The organism is Duncaniella muris (assembly GCF_003024805.1).
GTDB classification, from domain to species: domain Bacteria; phylum Bacteroidota; class Bacteroidia; order Bacteroidales; family Muribaculaceae; genus Duncaniella; species Duncaniella muris.
This window is the reverse complement of record NZ_PUEC01000003.1, coordinates 112,527-134,118: the sequence shown is the minus strand read 5'-3', so window position 1 is coordinate 134,118 and position 21,592 is coordinate 112,527. Positions and strand designations below refer to the sequence as shown.

Sequence of the window (21,592 nt, the reverse complement as noted above, 5' to 3'; positions counted from 1 at the left end):
AGTCACAAATGAAACAATATGACATAGCTGTAGCCGGGACAGGCTACGTAGGACTCAGCATAGCGACTCTTCTCGCTCAGCACAACCACGTCACCGCCGTTGACGTGATCCCCGAAAAAGTCGAGGCCATCAACCGGCGCAAGTCTCCGATCCAGGATGAGTATATCGAGAAATATCTTGCCGAAAAGGATCTTGACCTGCGGGCCACGCTTGACGGCGCCGAGGCTTACCGCGGGGCAGATTTCATTGTGATAGCCGCTCCGACCAACTATGATCCGGTGAAGAATTATTTCGACACGTCGCACGTGGAAGAGGTCATCGATCTGGTGCTTGAAGTAAATCCGGATGCGGTGATGGTCATAAAGTCGACCATCCCGGTGGGCTACTGCCGTTCGCTCTATATGAAGTATGCCGCCAAGGGTGTAAAGCAGTTCAATCTGCTCTTCTCGCCGGAATTTCTGCGCGAGAGCAAGGCGCTCTATGACAATCTCTATCCCTCGCGCATCATTGTAGGCACTCCAAAGAACATTGCCGACGAACGGTTCAGCGAGGAAAACGAGGCTATTTTAGCTGTGACAGACATTGCGCGTCTCGATGAGGCCGCCCGGACTTTCGCTTCGCTTCTGCAGCAGGGAGCCATCAAGGAGGAGATCCCCACCCTGTTCATGGGCATGAAGGAGGCTGAGGCGGTGAAGCTGTTTGCCAACACTTATCTCGCGCTCCGCGTTAGCTATTTCAACGAGCTTGACACTTATGCCGAGGTCAAGGGTCTCGACTCGCAGGCCATCATCGAGGGTATCGGACTTGATCCGCGCATCGGTACACACTACAACAATCCGTCGTTCGGCTATGGCGGCTACTGCCTGCCGAAGGACACTAAGCAGCTTCTGGCCAACTATGCCGATGTGCCTCAGAACATGATGTCGGCAATCGTTGAGAGCAACCGCACCCGCAAGGATTTCATAGCCGACCAGGTGCTTAAGAAGGCCGGATATTATGACTACAGTTCCCAGAACGCCTATTCGACAGGGGCTGAGACGGAGTGTGTGATCGGGGTCTACCGCCTGACCATGAAGTCGAATTCCGACAATTTCCGCCAGTCGTCGATCCAGGGCGTGATGAAGCGCATCAAGGCCAAGGGCGCCACGGTGATCATCTATGAGCCTACGCTTGAGAACGGGACAACGTTTTTCGGCTCGCGGGTTGTCAATGATCTGGAAGAGTTCAAGCGCCTTTCGCATGCCATCCTTGCCAACCGCACTTCCGCCGACCTTAAGGATGTCAGCTACAAAGTCTACACCAGAGATCTCTTCAGCCGCGACTGAGAGAGGCAGTACTGTTTAATCCACTGACAAAATCCGTCAACCACAGCATCGGCTCATGAATCTTGAATCACTCAGGATGTTCTTCAAAAAAGGAGACCAACGCACGATATTATTAAAGAAAAATATACTGGCATCGGTTGTCCTTAAAGGAATCAGTATGCTGATTTCTTTGTTCATCGTTCCTATAACCATCAATTACGTAAATCCGGTCCAATATGGCATCTGGCTGACTCTGAGTTCGCTCATGGCCTGGTTCTATTTCTTTGACATCGGCCTGACAAACGGATTCAGAAACCGCTTTACGACTCTGAAAGCATGTGGGAAACTGAAGATGGCCCGCGTGTATGTGTCGACCACGTATGCGGCGCTGTTCATTTCGTTTGTGGTTTTCATGTCGGTAATGATCCCTGTCAGCTTCATAGTAGACTGGAGTTCTGTGCTTAAAGTAGATCAGTCATACTGCGAGGAACTGAGAATGACATTTGCGGTTCTTTTGGGATTTTTTGGACTGAATATAGTTTTTCAGACATTCTCTACCATGCTGATAGCCGATCAGCGGTCAGCTTTCTCATCAGGAATACAAGTGCTGGGCCAGGGTCTTGCGTTATTGGTGATCTTCATTCTGACCAAGACTGTTAAATCAGGGTCCATAACCTCACTTGCATTCATTTTTTCCGGCATCCCGTTTGTCACGCTGGTGCTCTGCTCAATCATATTCTTCAATACCCGCTACCGCCAGTTTCGCCCGAATTTCGGCTACATACGGCTCAAATATGTGAAAGATATCCTTGGGATCGGAGGGAAATTTTTCATTATCACGACTTCCATGTTGTTTATCTATCAGATAATGAACATTATCATCTCTCGCAATTTAGGGCCGGAAGTCGTGACTCAGTACAATATATCGCATAGATATTTCAGCATACTGACTATGGTTTCAAGCCTTGCTTTAGGCAACATCTGGTCTGCTTTCACAGATGCCTATGCACAGAAAAATTTTGAATGGATGCGCAGAATAGCCTCCATTCTGCAGAAAGCACTTCTGGCCGGAATACCTGTAACGGCCATAATGTACTTTCTGGCAACTCCGTTTATCAACCTATGGATTGACAAGAAAGTAATTGTTCCGGCAGAAATCAATATCAGCGAGGCCATCTATATTTTTGCAAATTTATGCGGAGGCATCTACATGTGTATGATAAACGGTATCGGCAAGATCCACATTCAGCTTGTAATATACCTTACATTTGCCGTTATCGCATATCCATGTATGTCATGGCTGTGTCGCCTCTATGGGGTTCCCGGACTATTGCTGGTTCCAACACTGGTATGCTTTTGCCAAGCTATATCTGGACATGTACAGATCAATAAAATTCTCAATAATACCGCCACGGGTTATTGGAACAAATGATATTACATATAAGTTTTTGTTTTTATGATAGCCACGAGAACTTATACACAAAGCCAGTACACGATACTGTACGTTTTTATTTCCTGCCTTTTCCTCATCCAGCCGGTCGGGGCATTGGCGGTGCTGCTACTGGTCTGCTATGCCTCCCCGTCAATGGGTCAGAGGATATGGCACAGAAACATTATTTTCCTGATCATTTTCTCCATTCTGCTTCTCGCTATCATCAACTCGTCAAAGGTCAATGACAACGACCTGTTCTATTATGTCCGGTGGTTCAAACAAAGCGGCAAGACAGACCTATTATCATATCTATCCGGTCAGAAAAAAAAGAGTGAGGCCGCGTATGCCACATATGTCTGGTGTGTCAATCATTTCATAAGCAGCAAGGAGGAAATATATAAAATTTTAACGACTGTAATACAATATATTTTTCTCAATCTGGCCACATTAAAGTTCTGCCAGAAAACTACAGTCAACAAAGGTGTGGTCATGGCGGCGGTAATGCTGACTTGCTTTAATCCATATGTTTTTTCACTTTCAATCCAGTTGCTGCGCCAGAGTTTAGCAATCAGCATCTTCATATATGTCATGGTGGAACGGTGTCTGTATCAGAAAACACACTGGATACTACTGATACTCTGCCCTACCATCCACACTATGACGTTGCTTCCGGTGATACTGCTTTTTATCCCGATTCTTGACAAACCGATCAAAAAGAACATTACAGCCTATTCAATCGTTCTTCTGATCATAGGAAGCATCCGTCTGATAAGCGGCTACCTGCTTTCCCTGTCAATATTCAGCGACTCTACAGCATCATATGCCCTGCAACGTGCGAGTGCCACCAAAGTATTCGATCTCGGCGAAGCCACTCCGGCATCAATACTGCTTGCCGTGACCATATTGGTTACATCCTTTTATTGCAGTCAGATGCAGACCCGAAACGCGACCGACAATACATCTAACGGATTAAGGCACCTGTTCAACATTCCTGCAATAATCGCTGTATTTGTCCTGCTAAATATAAATCTCAGTGAGATATTCGCCCGCTTTCTGATGCTGCTCTATCCGTTTATATCGCTGATTTTCGCAGCTCTGTTCAGAAATTCCAAAATCAGCCGCCTGATGTTTTTATTCGGCTCCATCATGATCCTTGTAATATTTATATATCTGACACTGCATAGTGTCTGGTCTTATACCAATTTAGACAATCTGCTGAAATCAGGATTGCTGTATCTGATCTAATTACATATTTACTATTTTAATTGATTCAAGATGAAAATTCTACACGTTTTAAATAAACTTTGCTATTCGGGTGCGGAGATAATGTATGTTGATGCTGCTGATGAATTTAATAAATTAGGCTGCAAGCTATATGTCATGAACACCGCATCAGAACTCGGAGAATATGCACCGGCATTTGAGCATGCCGGTTATACGGTGCTGCATCGTCCCTATCCTAATAGTGTCATCGGTAAAATATCGTATTACAAAAATCTGGTGAAGTTTGTAAAAGATGAACAAATTGATATAATCCACACTCATTCATCAAAAATGAAATGGGGGATGGCTTTTGTAGCCCGAATGGCCGGAATAAAGTCTGTGTACACTTTTCACAGCTGCTTCCGCTCACGACTGCTGACATGGCCATATCAGGCATGGCTCAGATGGAGTGCGAAAAAACTTTTGGGCTGCCAGTTCCAGTCGATTTCCGACAGTGTCTATAACAACGAACGCAATTATTATCACAATAAGACAACGAAAGTTTACAACTGGTTCGGTAACAAACGTTTTTACCCGGCAACCGATGATGAAAAACGCGAGACGAGGAAAGCGTTGTCTATCCCGGAAGACGCTCTTGTTATTATTTCTGTAGGAGGTTGTTCTTCAGTAAAGCGTCATGATGAAATAATCCGGATTATACCAGAACTGACAGCCAGATATCCCAATATCGTTTACCTGCATTTAGGACAAGGAATTTCTACTGATGCAGAGAAAGCCCTTGCCAAGGAACTTAAAGTTGAAAAACATATCCGCTTCCTCGGCAATCAACGGGATGTCAGAAAATTTTTGATCGCATCAGACATTTATATCATGACTTCTCGATACGAAGGAATCCCGATCACTACTATCGAGGCTATGGCTTGCAAAATTCCGGCTATACTTTATGATGTTCCCGGTTTGCGCGATTTCAATTCCGATTCAAAATGCTCGATACTAATTCCTGAGAGCAATAAGGAGATTGTGACAGCAGTAAACAAATTACAAGCCGAACCGACATTGAAGAATGAAATCGTAGAGAATGCTTATAGACTTGTCAATTCAAAATATTTTCTGCCAAGAAATATCAAGGAAATATATAAGCTGTATAACAGATGATCATGAACAAGCGAATTGCAGTTCTTCTTACAGTGTTCAACCGAAGAGAGACGACTCTTACTTGTCTGGAGTCGCTGTTTTCGGGCAGTGTTCCCGAAGGATATTCCATCGAGGTCTATCTGACCGATGACGGATGTACGGACGGAACCGCCGATGCTGTCAGAGAAAGATTTCCGGATGTGAGAATCGTTGCAGGTGACGGTTCGCTCTACTGGAACCGCGGGATGATCGCCGCTTGGAATGAGGCGGCAAAATCTGACCCTGAATTCTATCTATGGCTAAATGATGACACTACGCTTCTCTCTGATGCTATCGGCAATCTGATCCGGACAGCAGAAAAGAATACGGGCAGCATCATTGTCGGCACCTGTCATGCCTCAGACAATCCTGACCGGATCACATATGGAGGACGAGACACCAATATGAAGCTGATTGATCCGACGGACAGCGAGAAGACCAGCCGGTGCAAAACGTTCAACGGAAACATCGTCTTAGTTCCCGCAGAGGTCTATCGAAAACTCGGCACTCTTGACCCGGTCTTCCGCCATAGTCTCGGTGATTTCGATTATGGTCTCCGGGCATCGGAATCGGGCATAGACAGCGTGGTAGCACCGGGATTTCAGGGGATCTGTGACACTCATCCAAATATTGCGAAGTGGGCTGACAGTTCAAAGCCGTTTTCCGAACGCTGGCGTCATTTCATGTCACCGACAGGAGCGAATCCATTTGAGTTTTTCAGATTCCGCAGGCGCCACTCCGGATTGCTTCCGGCCTGCATGACGTTCTGTTCAAATTTCATTCATGTCTTATTTCCATCCATATGGCAAAAATGAGCAATCAAACACCACATAAGACTCCGATCCTTTTTCTGATTTTTGACAGAAAAGATGTAACGGCAGAAGCATTCAAGGCCATCAGAGAATATCAGCCTGAAAGATTGTTTATCGCCGCTGACGGTCCGCGCCCACACAAAGAGGGTGAGGCCGGACGCTGTGACCAGACCCGCAAGGCCGTACTGGATATGATAGACTGGGAATGCGAGGTAAACACATTGTTCCGGACAGAAAATCTCGGCTGTGCCGGGGCTGTAAGTTCGGCTATCGACTGGTTTTTCGAAAACGTGGAATGGGGTGCCATCATCGAGGATGATGTAATTGTGTCACCTGATTTCTATCGGATGTGTGAGGAGGTCATGCCTCTCTATGCCAATGATGACCGCGTCATGATGGTCACAGCTCAGTGCTATGCACCCAAAGAGAGTTATATCGCCGACGAATACACCTTCTCTAATTCGGTCCTCATATGGGGATGGGCCACTTGGCGCCGCGCATGGGCCAGAATGGATATGTCAATGTCAAAATGGCCTTCGACCGGGATTTCAGATGTCATAAAAGCCTACGGCCTGTTCGAGGGGCTTATGAGGACCTACTACTGGTCGTCTGACCACAGGCATATCGCAAACGGCGACCGCGTCAATTCATGGTACACCCGATGGGCATTTTCAATCATGTCCAACAGAGGACTGTGTCTGGTGCCACGCACAAATCTGTCAAAAAACATAGGCTGTTCCGGTGTCGGAGGCGCTCACTATGAAAGCTCCGACATTGATCCTTATGCCCATCTTCAGATCGAGCCGATGAAGTGGCCTCTTAAAGCTCCGGCAAAAGTAGCCGTAGACCGACAGATGCAAAAATTTGAACGGAAAGACTTTTTCCGTATCCGCATGATCGGATTGAGAAAAAAACTGAAAAAACTTTTTTCATGACACTGCCAAAAACTCTCTTATGAAAAATAATATCAGCAACAACAAGCCTGTCGGACGCTCAAATTTTGTCTATAAACTCCGAAGCATTGCCAATTGGGCCAGAAGTTTTGTCCGCTTCCGCATAAGGCAACGATGGATAAAGACATCCGGCATGACTCGCATCCACAGTACAGTCCATCTCAATGCTCCTCACCGGATTCTGACGTTCGGACATCATGTGCAACTTGGTCCACACTGCCATGTGTCGGCCGATGCACATTTCGGCAATTATGTGTTATGTGCCGCTCATGTCTCGTTCATCGGACGCAACGAGCATTCCTATAATATAGCAGGGACGCCCGTGTGGGAGTCTCCGAGAGGGACAGATGCACCGACCGAAATAGGCAACGATGTGTGGATCGGACATGGCGCCATAATAATGGGTGGCGTAAAAATCGGAGACGGAGCGATCATTGCGGCTGGTTCGGTTGTTACTAAAGACGTAGCCCCTCTGACAATTGTCGGTGGTAATCCGGCTAAAGTCATCAAAAAGAGATTCAATACGGAAGAAGAGGAAAACATTCATCTGGAAGCTATACAAAATTTATGATCAACGTTCTGATAAACGCATATGCTGTAGCTCCAAACTGGGGCAGTGAGCAAGGATTGGGATGGAACTGGGTGATTAACCTGGCTAAATATTGTAACGTCCATGTGATAACTGAAGGTGAATGGAGAAAAGAAATAGAAGAGGCAGTTGACAAACTCCCTCATAAGGCTAATCTTCATTTCTATTATAACCCGTTACCGGATAAGGTGCGCAGAATGTGCTGGAATCAGGGTGACTGGAGATTTTACTGGCATTACAGAAAATGGCAGGAAAAAACGCTCGAAATCGCTCGCGAAATCATAAATCATCAAAAGATTGATATTATCCACCAGCTTAACATGATCGGGTTCAGAGAGCCAGGATCACTTTGGAAAATTGATGGAATTCCTTTTGTCTGGGGGCCTATAGGAGCAATGAAAGAAGTTTCATTGGGTTATACCGATGGCTTGGATTCTAAAGCCAAATTTAAATTATGGCTGAAGAATCATGTCAGCAGATGGCAGATGCTTCATTATCCCCTGTCGAAAAATGCGATGAAAAGAGCGGTGAAAGTTCTGGCCGCGACATCTGAAGTAGGCGAATTCATCCGAACTCACCATCGCAAAGATGTGATCGTCATGAACGAAACCGGATGCTATGTTAAGGAGACTGAATCAATCAAAAAGTCTTCTGACTCATTTTCCATTCTATGGGTTGGAAAATTCGACTACCGGAAACAATTGCCATTGGCAATCAAAACGGTAGCATCGCTTCATGCTCAGCATCCAGAACTACAGCTGCATGTAGCAGGGAGTGGCACTCCAGAGCAAATCAAGGAGGCCAACAGACTGGCTGAACAATTGAATTGCGCGAATGCCATAACCTTTCATGGAAAGATCCCAAACACCGAAGTCCATCAACTGATGAAAGACTCTGATCTATTCCTATTTACAAGTATTGACGAGGGCACACCACATGTGGTTTTAGAAGCTATTCAAAACAATCTTCCTGTTGTCTGCTTCGACACCTGCGGCCAGGGAGATGTTGTCAATGATAAGATCGGAGTAAAAATACCCGTGACGAACACCAGACAGAGTGTACATGATTTTTCAACAGCAATTTCCAAACTAATAGCATCTCCTGAAACTCTACAACGTTTTCGGGAAAACTGCCACCAAAGACAACAAGAACTTTCCTGGGACAATAAAATCAGACAAATGGTCAATATCTATAAGGATGTCCTTTCATGGAAATAAATAAAATACACGACACTTTATGCAACCAAAGCCGTCAGTAATACGGCCTACAAACAATTCTTCTCATATATAAATGGATAATTATTTCAACATACGTTACGAGTTTGACCGTGATGAGGTCCACAGGGCTATTGCGCGCAGGGTGGAGATGCCGGGGGGCGATTATGTGTGCGTGGCTGACGGGGTGATTCTCAATGAGGTCAACCGCAATCAGGAGTATCTCGATGTGGTCAACGGAGGAATGTTTTCCATCTGCGACAGTTCATATGTGCCACTCTATATAAAATGGATCTACGGCAAGCGCTTCCCGCAATATTGCGGAAGTTCGATTTTCAAGGATATTGTCAGCAGCCGGCGCTACCGCATGATCTTTCTCGGTTCATCGGCCGAGATTCTTAAAGGGCTGAAAAAAAACATTTTACCTTGGAATCCTGACGTAGAGCAGATGCAGTTTGTGGAGCTACCATATTGCGGGGCCGATGAGTTTGACTATAAGGCGATAGCCGATATGGTGAACCGCGACGGGGCTGACATCATCTGGGTTTCGCTGGGTGCTCCGAAGCAGGAGTGGTTCATGAGCAAGCTGAAGCCTCATCTGCGCCACGGGGTGATGATAGCTGTCGGTGCGGCCTTTAAGTTTTACGGCTCGGAAGATATCAAACGTGCGCCTGAGTGGATGATCAGGAACCACCTTGAGTTTGTCCACCGCATTTTCTCGGAGCCGGGCAAACAGATAGGCCGCTGCATTGACATAATCAGGTCGCTTCCGCGGCTGCTTCTTGGCGAATATCGGAGGAAGAGGGCTGTCATGTCTCATCTGCCGGAGCATGTGTAGGTTTTTCAAGGAATTGGTGTTCAGCGGCTGGAGCGCTCGGCTTTTTCGTCTGAAAATTTACGCCGTGAGGATTTTTTGAGTTAATTTTGCAGCAATTTTTCAAATCAACCGAAGTTTGTTGCATTATGATTGACGAAATTCTGAAATACAACCGCGAGTTTGTCGAGTCGGAGGGTTTCCGGCAGTTCAAGACCTCGAAATATCCCGACAAACGTATCGCTATCGTGACCTGTATGGACACACGCCTTGTCGAACTTCTGCCTGCCGCTCTCGGCATCAGAAACGGTGATGTGAAGATGATAAAGAATGCCGGGGGCACGATTACAAATCCGTTTGACTCCACGATGCGCTCCCTGCTGGTGGCGGTCTACGAACTTGGGGTCAACGAGGTGATGGTCATCGGCCACACCGGCTGCGGAGTGCAGGGGATGGATGCCGAGGAGATGCTCGGCCTGATGCGCGAGCGCGGTATCGACGAGGAGCATATCTCGCTCATGCGCCACTGCGGTATTGATCTCAACAGCTGGCTGCATGGTTTTTCAGATACAGCCGAGGCGGTGAACGAGACTGTGGATCTGATACGCAACCATCCGCTGATGGCCAAGGATGTCCGCGTGGCGGGCTACATTATGGATTCCGAGACCGGCCTCCTCGAAAGCCTCTGATCCTCAATTGAAACAAACATTAAAAAGCTCTGCTCCGGCAGGGCTTTTTTTGTGGTCTATGCAAAAAAACGGGTGTCAGATGCGAGCCGGATGGCTCCGGAATCGCTGCCCCCCAATGTTCTTCTGCCGGGGGCGCGGGGAGATGTAAAACGAATGAAACCCGCTGGCCAGCAGCGGGTTTCATTCGAGTTTTCTGCGGAAGGACAGGGATTCGAACCCTGGGTTCCCGTAAGGGAACAACGGTTTTCGAGACCGCCCCGATCGACCACTCCGGCATCCTTCCTGTGATCGTTGGTTTATTCTGTGTACCCGGACCCGGGATCGAACCGGGATGGATTGCTCCACCGGTGTTTGAGACCGGCGCGTCTACCGATTCCGCCATCCGGGCAAATGCTTTTCAACTTCGGCTCACGGAGGACTTTGCAAGTGGTCCGTGATTTAGACGGCCACAAAGGTAGTGATTTTTTTTATTCCCGCCAATTATTTGAGCGTGGTTTTGCACGGCTTTTTCAAAATTTGGCTGAAAAAACAATCCGCAGGTGTCTTCCGGACTGACCCGGAAGACACCTGCGGATTGTTTTTTGCCGATGAGGGGGAGGTCAGAAATCGGTCGGTGCGTCAGGGTCGGTGTACCAGCGGGAATACATCAGATAGTTGCGGGCTATCTTGGTGTTGAGCTCACGCGATGTTTCCGGGTCGACCATTTTGATGAATTTGGCGGGAGCGCCACCCCAGAGTTCATTGGGGCCGATCTTGGTGCGGGAGAGCACTACGGAGCCGGCGGCCACAAGGGCGTTTTCGCCTACTTCGGCATCGTCCATCACCACTGCGCCCATGCCTATGAGGGCGTAGTCGTGGATTTTGGCGCCGTGGATGGTGACGTTGTGGCCGATCGAGACATCGTTGCCGATTTCGATGGTCGATTTTTTGTAGAGGGTGTGGAGCACGGAGCCGTCCTGGATGTTGACGCGGTTGCCGATGCGGATGGAGTTGACGTCGCCGCGGATCACGGTGTTGAACCAGACGCTGCATTCGCTGCCCATCACCACATCGCCGATGACGGTGGCGTTTTCAGCCAGAAATGTATCTTCGCCGATTTCGGGTGTAAATCCCCTTACGGGTATGATCAGAGCCATATGTTATAATTGGTATTTTTTGTGGGGTTATTTCAAGGGTGCGGTTGCTGCGGCGAGCCACTGGCGTTCGTCGGCTTCCATCAGCGGGGCCAGACGGTCATAGACGGTGCGGTGGTAGTCGTCGACCCAGCGGATTTCTTCGGCCGACATGATCGAGGTGTCGAATAGCGAGCGGTCAAACGGGCAGAGCGTGATGGTCTCGAAGGCATAGAATTTGCCGAACTCGGTTTCTTCATAAGGGATTGTGAGCACGAGGTTTTCGCATCGTATGCCATAGCGGTCTGCCAGGTAGACTCCGGGTTCGTTTGAGGTGAGCATACCGGGGGTGAGCGGTGCGAGTGTGTCGTTGAGGCGGATGCTCTGCGGGCCTTCGTGGACATTGAGGAAGTGGCCTACTCCGTGTCCTGTGCCGTGGAGATAGCTCTTGCCTTCTTTCCAGAGCGGCATGCGGGCAAGTGCGTCGAGCTGTGCCCCGCGGGTGCCTTCGGGATAGACTGAGGTGGCGATGGCTATGTGGCCTTTCATCACGAGGGTGAAATCGTGACGCATGTCGGCCGAGGGTTCTCCGATAGCGATGGTGCGGGTGATGTCAGTGGTTCCGTCGAGGTAGTTGGCGCCTGAGTCGATCAGCAGGAGGTTGCCTTTGGTGATGACGGTGTTGCTGGTTTCGTCGGCGGTGTAGTGGACAATCGCGCCGTTGGCACCGAAACCGCAGATGCTTTCAAAGCTAAGATCGAAGTAGAGTTCGCCTTTAGAGCGGTGGCGGAGCAGGATGTCGGCCACGTCCATTTCGGTGAGGCGTTCGCCTGCGGCAACCGTGCGCTCGATTTCCATGAGTGAGCGGACCATAGCCACACCGTCGCGCAGATGGGCCTGACGAATGCCTGCGATCTGCACATCGTTTTTGATTGCCTTCGGAAGCGCTACAGGAGAATCACCCTTGACATAACGGTCTTCGAGCACATGGGCTATCGCACCGGATGCCCTTGAACCACTTAACAGCACCTTCACTCCGGCTGGCAGGGCAGCCAGTGCGGTGAGCACAGAGGCGTAGGGAGCTGTAGCCACTCCGGCCTCTGCCAGATAAGCCTTGACCTCCGGGGTCAGCTTGGCTTCATCGACAAAGAGAGTGCTGCCTGACGGGGCCACATAGAGGAAGGAGGTTGCCACCGGGTTGCAGGGCACATCGTTAGAGCGGATATTGAGAATCCAGGCTATTTCGTCGAGGGCCGAGGTGAAATAAGCCTGTGCGCCCTGGGCTTTGGCTGAGTCGAGGATGCGTGCCATTTTCGAGACGGCTGATTCACCGGCATATTTTTCATCGTGGATAAAAATCTTGTCAGAGGGGAGTGCGGGACGGTCGGTCCAGATGCGGTCAATCGGGTCGAAGTCCACGTCAAGCTCTATGCCTGCGGCATTGAGGCGGCTGCGCAGGACGGCAGTCTCGTCGATTGACATCAGCATTCCGTTTATACCCACTTTGTCGCCTTTCGAAAGATTCTCGCAGAGGTAGCCGGCAATTGACGGAGTGTCAGGCAAGCCGTCTTTCATAAGGATTATGCCTGAGCCTTCAATCTGCTGTGCTCCCTGGAGGAAATAACGGCTGTCTACCCACAGCAAGGCCTCCTTATCGGTGACAACCATAGTGCCGGCCGAACCGGTGAAACCGCTGAGATAGCGGACAATATGCCAGTGGGCCGAGATATATTCGCTCAGATGGGCGTCGGTACGGGGCAGGACTACAGCCTTGACTCCGGCTTCATTCATTTCCTTGCGGAGAGCGTCAATGCGCTCGATGACGGGATTTTGCATAAGTATTCTGTTTGATTTAAGTTGTCTGAACTGTTTTATTCGAGATCTACTTTCAGGCCCTCGTTGGCCAGAATGACATCTGGGAACACCTCTCCGGCTTCGCGGAGCAGGAGTTCTTCCGAATTGTAGCGTTTTGAGAAATGGCCTATGATCAGGCGCCGGGCGCCGGCCTGCAGTGCGATTTCCGCAGCCTGGCGGGCGGTTGAATGGCCGCGTTCGCGGGCACGGTCGGCCATCGAGTCGTCATAAGTCGCCTCGTGATACACCGTGTCGACCCCGCTGATGTCAGCCGCTACCCGCGGGTCCATCATCGTGTCGCTGCAATAGGCATAGCTCACCGACGGATCGGCCGGAGAGGTCAGAAGCGCGTTGGGAATCACCGTGCCGTCTTCTCTGACGAAATCGGCTCCCTCCTTGACAGCCTGAAGCATGGCTATGGGTATATTGTGGAACTTCACCATATCGCCGCGCAGATGGCGCAGTTTGGGTTTCTCGCGGAAGATGAAGCCCGTGCAGGGGGTGCGGTGGTAGAGCGGAAAAGTCTCCACGGTCAGTCCGCCGTCTTCATAGACGATGCGGCGTTCGCCCTCTTCGATCACGTCATATATGATCTCAAACGGAGAGTTGCGGTTGAAAAAATCCATCCACTCTTTCATGAGTCTTGCGCCGTCGCGGAAGATATGGATTGTCACCGAACCGCTCACCTCGTGGAGTGCCATTGTGGAAAGCAATCCCGGCAGCCCGAAAAGATGGTCGCCGTGAAGATGCGAGATGAAGATGTGGTTGAGGCGTGAGAATTTCAGCCCCATGCGCCGGAACTGCGACTGCGCGCCCTCGCCGCAATCTATCATAAAAAGTTTGTCGCGAAAATTCACAACCTGACACGACGGCTGGTGCCGCGCCGTGGGCGTTGCAGAACCGCATCCGAGAATATTGATCTGAAACTTTGCCATTACAGCAGCAAATTTAAGGAAATAAATCGAATTTGTGCTATCTGACGAGTTTAATTCGGCTTAAATTCGACCTCAGCTCTGCAAAAACATCCGCCCCTCCCACTTTCTCCTGCTGACGAGCGTCATTCAAATCACGCCTTATTTATAGGTGAAATATCAACGATTTATTGTAACTTTGCACGGATAAAAAGCCTTCTAAACTTTCATATCATACAGATATCTAATTACTCATGAGTTCTTCAAAACAAGCTCCGCTGCTGTCGCGCGACGGCGTAAGCCTTCTCTTGCCCTTTATCATCATCACCTCATGTTTCGCTCTATGGGGCTTTGCGAATGACATTACCGGTCCGCTGGTCAAAGCCTTTTCAAAGATTTTCCGCATGAGCGTTACCGAAGGCGCACTTGTCCAGGTGGCCTTCTATCTCGGCTATTTCTGCATGGCCTTCCCCGCCGCACTGTTCATCCAGCGGTATTCCTACAAAGCCGGTGTGCTTCTTGGCCTCTCGCTCTATGCCGTCGGCGCCGCCATGTTCATCCCCGCTCAGATGGCCGGGTTCTACTATCCCTTCCTCGCGGCGTATTTCATCATGACCTGCGGCCTGTCTTTCCTTGAGACGAGCTGTAATCCCTATATCTACTGCATGGGACCGGAAGAAAGCGCCACCCGGCGTCTGAACCTCGCCCAGGCTTTCAACCCGATCGGGGCACTGGCAGGCATGTATGTGGCCATGCACTTCGTGCAGGAGCGGCTTCATCCACTCGACACCGCCGAGCGCGCCCTGCTCTCGCCCGAAGAATTCGAACAGATTAAAAGCGACGACCTGTGGGTGCTCATCCAGCCCTATATCTATATAGCCGCCGTGCTCGTGGCCATCATCATACTCGTGCGCCTGCTCAAGATGCCGAAGGCCGGCGACACCCGTTCGAGCAAGAAACTCTCTACCGCTCTCGGCGAGCTTGTCAGAATCAAAAACTACCGCGAAGGTGTCATAGCCCAGTTCTTCTATGTAGGCGCCCAGGTGATGTGCTGGACATTTATCATCCAGTATGGCACACACGTCTTCATGTCAGAAGGCATGGACGAACGCAGCGCCGAGATACTCTCGCAGAAATTCAACATCGCGGCCTTGATCTGCTTCACATGCAGCCGCTTTGTCTGTACCTGGTTCCTGAAATACATAGCCCCCGGACGCCTGCTTTCAATTCTCGGCATCCTGGCGGCCATTTTCTCTGTCGGCGCCATAGTGATGACCGACCGCTCAGGAGTCTACTGCCTCGTAGGCATCAGCGCCTGCATGTCGCTCATGTTCCCCACCATCTACGGCATAGCCCTGCGCGGACTCGGCGACAATGTCAAATTCGGCAGTGCCGGACTTATCATGTCGATTCTCGGAGGCTCGGTGTTCCCCCCGCTCCAGGCCCTCGTCATCGACTCCGGAGTGACCGCCGGCGGACTTCCGTCGACCAATCTCTCATTCGCCATTCCTCTGATCTGCTTCATTGTCATCACAGCCTACGGAACCCGCGCCTATCGCCGCACACACTCCGGCGAGACTGAATAAGAAGCAAACCACACTTCCTCCACCCCACCCCCTGTCTTATCCATCATCACCATGACAAAAAAACTGCTATCGCTCCCACCCAACCTCGTGGGCTGTTTTCATAAAATCACCGGACTTCCAGCTTCGGACTACTTCTGCACATCAGACCCCATCGGCCACCGCCTCGGCAGCGGCGGCGGCACCACCTGGATACTCGAAGAATGCCACCGAGCCTCCGAATCATCGGCCGAGCCCTTCGAAAACTGGCTTGCCGGCCAAAAACGCATCATACTCCACGCCGGAGGGCAGAGCCGCCGCCTCCCCTCCTACGCACCCTCAGGCAAGATTCTCACCCCGGTCCCCGTGTTCCGCTGGGAGCGCGGACAGTCCATCACCCAGACCCTGCTTGACCTCCAGTTGCCTCTCTACGAACGCATCATGGACGCCGCTCCGGCCAACGTCCACACCATGATTGTCAGCGGCGATGTCTATATCCGCGCGGCCGCCCAGCTCCCCCCGGTGCCTGAGGCAGACGTGGTCTGCTATGGTCTCTGGCTCGACTCATCCATAGCCAAAGACCACGGCGTTTTCTACAGCACCCACTCCGCTCCCTCGATTCTCGACCGCATGTTGCAGAAACCCTCCGTCGACACTCTCAACTCACTCCTGCAGACCGGCTACTACCTGACCGACATAGGCGTATGGCTTCTGAGCGACCGGGCCGTGGAACTGCTGCGCCGGCGTAGCCGCGACGCCGAGGGAGCGCTCCGCGAATATGACCTCTACTCAGACTTCGGATGCGCCTTGGGCACCAATCCCGGTGTAGCCGATCCGGAACTGAGCCAGCTCAAGGTAGCCATAGTCCCACTGCCGGGCGGAGAGTTCTACCACTACGGCACCGGACGCGAGATGATCAGCTCTACCCTCGCCGTGCAGAACATTGTCAACGACCAGCGCGAGATCATGCACCGCGACCGCAAGCCCCATCCGTCAATTTTCGTCCAGAACTCCAAGGCCGGAATCAGATTCACCTCGGCCAACACCAACATCTGGATTGAAAACAGCTGCATAGGCGCCGGATGGCAGCTCACCTCTGACCACATCCTCACAGGCATACCTGAAAACGACTGGCAGCTGGCTCTCGCCCCAGGCCAGTGCATAGACATTGTCCCCGTGGGCGATGACGGATTCGCCGTGCGCGTCTACGGCATCGACGACAAATTTGCCGGCGAAGAGCAGACCCGCCCGCGCTTCCCCATCGTCAGCGACATCGCCGAAACGGGCCGCGTCATCAAAGCCATGCTCGCCGGAGATGCCGACCTCTCGGCCTATGAGCTGATCAGCGCCGAGCGTATCTCCGACATAGCCCGCCTGGACCGCCTCGTTGACCAGCGCCGCAGATTCCGCCGTGCCAACCGCGAGGCCCTTGCCGCCAACCACCGCCACAGCGTCTTCTATCAGAGCGACCTGCGCGAAGCCGCAACGGCCTTTGCCAATGACTCCCTGAAGATGCCCGCTCCGCTCGCCGATGACGAACCGCTGATCACCCGCATCAGCGATTCGATGTTCCGCGCGGAGGTCAGCAGACTCACCGGAGCCGACCCGCAGGCCCATGAAGAGCGTGCCTTCTCGCTCCTGCGCGAAGGCCTCACCCGCACCGTGCTCGAACACAAGGAACTCCCCCGGCGCGACGTCTGCTCCGACCAGATTGTCTGGAGCCGCTCCCCGGTGCGCATCGACATAGCCGGAGGCTGGACCGACACCCCGCCGTTCTGTCTGATGGAAGGTGGCAATGTGATCAACTTCGCCATCGAGCTCAACGGCCAGCAGCCGCTCCAGGCCTACGTGCGGCCCTGCCCGGAGCCCCACATTATCTGCCGCAGCATCGACCTCGGCGCCGAAGAAATCATCGAATCCTTTGACGGAATCCTTGATTTCCACCGCGTAGGCAGTCCATTCTCAATCCCCAAGGCCGCACTGGCGCTTGCAGGTTTCCATCCCCGTTTCTGCAGTGTCAGCTACCCCTCACTCCGCGACCAGCTTCTCGACTTCGGCTCAGGACTGGAAATCACCCTCTTCTCAGCCATCCCCGCAGGCAGCGGTCTGGGCACAAGCAGCATCCTCGCAGCCACAGTGCTCGGCGCCCTCAGCGACTTCTGCGCCCTGGCCTGGGACAAAAACGAGATCTGCAAGCGCACTCTCGTGCTCGAACAGCTCCTGACCACCGGCGGAGGCTGGCAGGACCAGTACGGCGGAGTGCTCGGCGGAGTCAAACTTCTGCAGAGCACCAAGGGCTTCGACCAGAACCCGGCTGTCAACTGGCTCCCCGACACCGTGTTCACCGATCCCGGCTATTCGGCCTGCCACCTGCTCTACTACACAGGTATCACCCGCACCGCCAAAGACATTCTCGCCGAAATTGTCCGCAACATGTTCCTCAACGAAGGGAAACAGCTGCGCCTGCTGCGCCACATGAAAGCCCACACGCTTGAAATGTTCGACGCCATCCAGCGTTGCAACTTCAAACGCATGGGGCGCCTGATCCGCGACACCTGGGCCCAGAACATGGCTCTTGACAGCGGCACCAACCCGCCGGCAGTCGAGGCCATCACCCGCCGCATCGACGATCTCTGTCTCGGCTACAAGCTCCCCGGAGCCGGTGGCGGAGGCTATCTCTACATGGTGGCAAAAGATCCGGAAGCCGCCGCACGCATCCGTCAGACACTGAATGCCGACCCGCTCCGTCCCAACGCCCGCTTCGTCGACATGTCGCTCTCGCGCTCCGGTCTGACCGTGACCCGCAGCTGACAACCGCTATTAGTCCCCCACGATATTCCGCCTCGGCAAGGCTGGTTAGCAGACAGATCTGTCAACCAGCCTCGCCGAGGCGAATCATTTCGAGGCTGTTTAAGAAACTGTTTAAAACCCTCCTGAATAGACGCTCCGGCATCTGACCGCCGGCCAAATTTCAGTGTGGCCTCAACGGCCTCATTTTTAGCGTTTTTAACAATAACCATTAGGTTTTGGAGCCTATTTTGTTGGGCATAGGCGAAAAATTATTTAAATTTGCACTTATTTCCCGCCACTGCGGTCGGAAAACAAGCTACATTTACACCTTAATATATATAAGCAAATAAAATCAAAATCATCAATATATGAATGTCCTTGAACTCAGTGAACAAGAGATCGTACGTCGAGGCAGTCTTGACGAAATGCGTCGCCGTGGCATAGACCCCTTCCCCGCAGCCGAATTTCCGGTCAGCGGCTACTCCGACGAAATTAAAGAAACTTTTGCAGACGAAGCCCCCCGCCGCGATGTGGCCATAGCAGGCCGAATCATGGGCCGCCGCATCATGGGCAAAGCCTCTTTTCTTGAACTTCAGGACTCCAAAGGCCGCATCCAGGTCTATGTGAACCGCGACGAAATCTGTCCGGGCGAAGACAAAGACCTCTACAATGTGGTGTTCAAGAAACTCCTTGACATCGGTGACTTTGTAGGCATCAAAGGCTACGTGTTCCGCACTCAGACCGGCGAGATCTCGGTCCACGCCCAGGAACTGATTGTGCTCGGCAAGTCACTGCGCCCGCTGCCTATCGTGAAGGTGAAAGACGGCGTGACCTACGACGCTTTTGATGATCCCGAACTCCGCTACCGCCGCCGCTACGTGGACCTCATTGTCAACGACGGCGTGAAAGATATCTTCGTAAAGCGCACCAAAGTGCTCAACTCAATGCGCAAGTTCTTCAATGACCACGGCTACATGGAGGTAGAGACCCCGATTCTCCAGTCGATAGCCGGCGGAGCAAGCGCCCGTCCCTTCATCACCCACCATAACTCCCTCAACATGGAGCTCTACATGCGTATCGCCACCGAGCTTTATCTCAAGCGCCTCATTGTAGGTGGTTTTGACGGAGTTTATGAAATCGGCAAGAACTTCCGCAACGAGGGCATGGACCGCACCCACAACCCGGAATTCACCTGCATGGAGATCTACGTGGCCTACAAGGACTACAACTGGATGATGGAATTCACCGAAAAACTCGTTGAGACCATCTGTCTCGAAGTCAACGGCACCACAGAGATCAAGGTTGGCGACAACATGATCAGCTTCAAGGCCCCCTTCCGCCGCGTCACCATGACCGATGCCATCAAGGAGCACACTGGAATAGACATCACCGGCATGACCGAAGAGCAGCTCCGAGAAGCTGCCACCTCTCTCGGCATCGAAGTAGACGAGACTATGGGCAAAGGCAAACTCATCGACGAAATCTTCGGCGAGAAGTGTGAAGGCAGCTACATACAGCCCACCTTCATCATCGACTACCCCATCGAGATGTCGCCTCTGACCAAGAAACACCGCGAGAACCCCGAACTTACCGAACGCTTCGAACTGATGGTCAACGGCAAGGAACTCGCCAACGCCTATTCGGAACTTAACGACCCGATCGACCAGTATGAACGTTTCGTTGAGCAGATGAAGCTTGCCGACAAGGGCGATGACGAAGCAATGATCATCGACCAGGACTTTGTGCGCTCTCTCGAATACGGCATGCCCCCCACATCAGGCATGGGCATGGGCATCGACCGCCTCGTCATGCTGATGACCGGACAGAGCACCATCCAGGAAGTGCTCTTCTTCCCGCAGATGCGCCCCGAAAAGGTGCAGCGCCGCGACAAGGAGGAAGCCTTCACCGCCCTCGGCGTTCCCGCCGAATGGGTAGCACCCCTCTACAAAGCCGGAGTCTACACCGTTGAACTCCTCTCGGCCCAGAGCGCCGGAAAACTCCACCAGGAACTCTGCGGCATCAACAAGAAATTCAAACTCGGTTTCAAAGCTCCCCTCGTCGACGAAATCGAAAAGTGGATAGCAGCCGCCACACTCGCGGCAGGCGAATAACAGACTCCACACATATTCGACTCTGACAAATAAATCATTTCGCGCATACTCATGGCATTCAACAAAATAGCAGTGATGGGCGGCGGGAGCTGGGCTACAGCGCTCGCCAAGCTCCTCCTGCGCAACTGTGACTCCATACTCTGGTATATGCGGCGCGATGACCGTATCGACGACTTCAAAAAGCTCGGCCATAATCCCGCTTACCTTACCGACGTCCAGTTTGACGTCTCCCGGATTGAATTTTCAAGCGACATAAACTACGTATGCTCCCAGGCTGACACTCTGCTGATGGTCATGCCTTCGCCATACTTCAAAACCCATATCAACAAAATCACCACCGACATATCCGACAAACACATTGTCTCGGCTGTCAAGGGCATAGTGCCCGGCGACAACGAGATCATCTCGGATTTCGTCATCCACCATTTCGGGGTAAAGCCAGAACACGTGCTGGTGGTGGCCGGCCCTTGCCATGCAGAGGAAGTGGCCCTTGACCGGCCGAGTTTCCTGACCGTAGGCTGTCATGACGTGGCCAACGCTGAACTCTTCGGCAAGCTGCTCACCTCACCCAACACCCGCGCCATACCCTCAAGCGACGTGGAAGGCATCGAATATGCGGCCGTGCTGAAAAACGTCTACTCCATAGCCGCCGGGATTGTCCACGGCATGAAGGGAGGTGACAATTTACTCGCTATGCTCGTCAGCAACGCCATCCGCGAGATGGAACGCTTCATCGATGAAGTATGCCCCCGCCCGCGCTGCATCTGTGACTCGGTCTATCTCGGCGACCTGCTGGTGACGGCCTACTCACGCTTCTCCCGAAACCACAATTTCGGCTCCATAATAGGCAAAGGCTACTCCGTGTCGACCGCAAGGATGGAGATGGAGCAGACAGCCGAAGGCTATTACGGCACAAAGTGTATAAAGGAAATCAACAAACGCTACGGGGTTGAAATGCCGATCCTTGATGCCGTCTACGATGTGCTTTACCGCCACGCCAATGCCGAACGGTCAATCAGATCGCTCGGAAAATGGTTTATATAAATAA

Annotated in this window: 16 protein-coding genes, 2 tRNA genes and 1 pseudogene; 14 read left to right on the top strand and 5 right to left on the bottom strand. The window is 51.8% G+C overall.

Going from position 1 to position 21,592, the window contains the following annotated elements; genetic code table 11:
* The first annotated feature begins 8 nt into the window (after positions 1–8).
* The 10 genes and pseudogenes from C5O23_RS02115 to C5O23_RS02070 all read left to right on the top strand — a co-directional run bounded on the left by C5O23_RS02115 (position 9) and on the right by C5O23_RS02070 (position 10,204).
* Positions 9–1,325 carry a nucleotide sugar dehydrogenase gene (locus C5O23_RS02115; protein ID WP_107031302.1) on the top strand — a complete coding sequence of 439 codons (1,317 nt, stop codon included), beginning with the start codon at positions 9–11 and terminating at the stop codon, positions 1,323–1,325.
* A gap of 55 nt (positions 1,326–1,380) precedes the next feature.
* On the top strand, positions 1,381–2,736 hold the full coding sequence (locus C5O23_RS02110; protein WP_107031301.1) for a lipopolysaccharide biosynthesis protein: 1,356 nt from the start codon (positions 1,381–1,383) through the stop codon (positions 2,734–2,736).
* Between the two features lie 24 nt (positions 2,737–2,760).
* Positions 2,761–3,981 (top strand): EpsG family protein, encoded by a 1,221-nt coding sequence (locus C5O23_RS02105; protein ID WP_107031300.1) that lies wholly within the window; start codon positions 2,761–2,763, stop codon positions 3,979–3,981.
* 30 nt (positions 3,982–4,011) lie between these two features.
* Entirely contained in the window at positions 4,012–5,115 is a 1,104-nt protein-coding gene (locus C5O23_RS02100; protein ID WP_107031299.1) for a glycosyltransferase, read from the top strand.
* A 2-nt stretch (positions 5,116–5,117) separates the two neighbouring features.
* Positions 5,118–5,948: a glycosyltransferase family 2 protein gene (locus C5O23_RS02095; protein WP_107031355.1), complete on the top strand. Its 831-nt coding sequence runs from the start codon at positions 5,118–5,120 to the stop codon at positions 5,946–5,948.
* Positions 5,945–6,880 carry a glycosyltransferase family 2 protein gene (locus C5O23_RS02090; RefSeq protein WP_153062490.1) on the top strand — a complete coding sequence of 312 codons (936 nt, stop codon included), beginning with the start codon at positions 5,945–5,947 and terminating at the stop codon, positions 6,878–6,880. Before C5O23_RS02095 ends, C5O23_RS02090 begins: the two co-directional genes overlap by 4 nt.
* 373 nt (positions 6,881–7,253) lie before the next feature.
* Positions 7,254–7,427: pseudogene (locus C5O23_RS14635) on the top strand (DapH/DapD/GlmU-related protein); the annotation flags it as partial.
* A 38-nt stretch (positions 7,428–7,465) separates the two neighbouring features.
* Positions 7,466–8,704 carry a glycosyltransferase family 4 protein gene (locus C5O23_RS02080; protein WP_107031297.1) on the top strand — a complete coding sequence of 413 codons (1,239 nt, stop codon included), beginning with the start codon at positions 7,466–7,468 and terminating at the stop codon, positions 8,702–8,704.
* Positions 8,705–8,777: 73 nt separating this feature from the next.
* Positions 8,778–9,539 carry a WecB/TagA/CpsF family glycosyltransferase gene (locus tag C5O23_RS02075; RefSeq protein ID WP_107031296.1) on the top strand — a complete coding sequence of 254 codons (762 nt, stop codon included), beginning with the start codon at positions 8,778–8,780 and terminating at the stop codon, positions 9,537–9,539.
* Positions 9,540–9,664: 125 nt separating this feature from the next.
* Positions 9,665–10,204 (top strand): beta-class carbonic anhydrase, encoded by a 540-nt coding sequence (locus C5O23_RS02070; protein WP_107031295.1) that lies wholly within the window; start codon positions 9,665–9,667, stop codon positions 10,202–10,204.
* Positions 10,205–10,400: 196 nt separating this feature from the next.
* Here the strand turns inward: C5O23_RS02070 and C5O23_RS02065 are convergent.
* The 5 genes from C5O23_RS02065 to C5O23_RS02045 all read right to left on the bottom strand — a co-directional run bounded on the left by C5O23_RS02065 (position 10,401) and on the right by C5O23_RS02045 (position 14,105).
* Positions 10,401–10,487: transfer RNA gene (locus C5O23_RS02065), tRNA-Ser, on the bottom strand.
* A 23-nt stretch (positions 10,488–10,510) separates the two neighbouring features.
* Positions 10,511–10,592, bottom strand: a tRNA-Leu gene (locus tag C5O23_RS02060).
* A gap of 211 nt (positions 10,593–10,803) precedes the next feature.
* A complete protein-coding gene (locus tag C5O23_RS02055) occupies positions 10,804–11,340 on the bottom strand; it encodes a gamma carbonic anhydrase family protein (RefSeq protein WP_107031294.1) in 537 nt (178 codons plus the stop codon).
* A 27-nt stretch (positions 11,341–11,367) separates the two neighbouring features.
* Positions 11,368–13,152 carry an aminopeptidase P family protein gene (locus C5O23_RS02050; RefSeq protein ID WP_107031293.1) on the bottom strand — a complete coding sequence of 595 codons (1,785 nt, stop codon included), beginning with the start codon at positions 13,150–13,152 and terminating at the stop codon, positions 11,368–11,370.
* A 35-nt stretch (positions 13,153–13,187) separates the two neighbouring features.
* A complete protein-coding gene (locus tag C5O23_RS02045) occupies positions 13,188–14,105 on the bottom strand; it encodes a ribonuclease Z (RefSeq protein ID WP_107031292.1) in 918 nt (305 codons plus the stop codon).
* 230 nt (positions 14,106–14,335) lie between these two features.
* On the opposite strand from C5O23_RS02045, the gene fucP reads away from it, so the two are divergent.
* The 4 genes from fucP to C5O23_RS02025 all read left to right on the top strand — a co-directional run bounded on the left by fucP (position 14,336) and on the right by C5O23_RS02025 (position 21,588).
* The gene (gene fucP / locus C5O23_RS02040) at positions 14,336–15,667 is read left to right on the top strand and encodes an L-fucose:H+ symporter permease (protein ID WP_107031291.1); all 1,332 of its coding nucleotides are present in this window, start codon (positions 14,336–14,338) and stop codon (positions 15,665–15,667) included.
* Positions 15,668–15,718: 51 nt separating this feature from the next.
* On the top strand, positions 15,719–18,454 hold the full coding sequence (locus tag C5O23_RS02035) for a bifunctional fucokinase/fucose-1-phosphate guanylyltransferase (RefSeq protein WP_107031290.1): 2,736 nt from the start codon (positions 15,719–15,721) through the stop codon (positions 18,452–18,454).
* Positions 18,455–18,801: 347 nt separating this feature from the next.
* Complete coding sequence (gene lysS / locus C5O23_RS02030; protein WP_107031289.1) at positions 18,802–20,544, top strand: lysine--tRNA ligase; 1,743 nt, start codon at positions 18,802–18,804, stop codon at positions 20,542–20,544.
* A gap of 51 nt (positions 20,545–20,595) precedes the next feature.
* Complete coding sequence (locus C5O23_RS02025; protein ID WP_240597595.1) at positions 20,596–21,588, top strand: NAD(P)H-dependent glycerol-3-phosphate dehydrogenase; 993 nt, start codon at positions 20,596–20,598, stop codon at positions 21,586–21,588.
* The last annotated feature ends 4 nt before the right edge of the window (positions 21,589–21,592 follow it).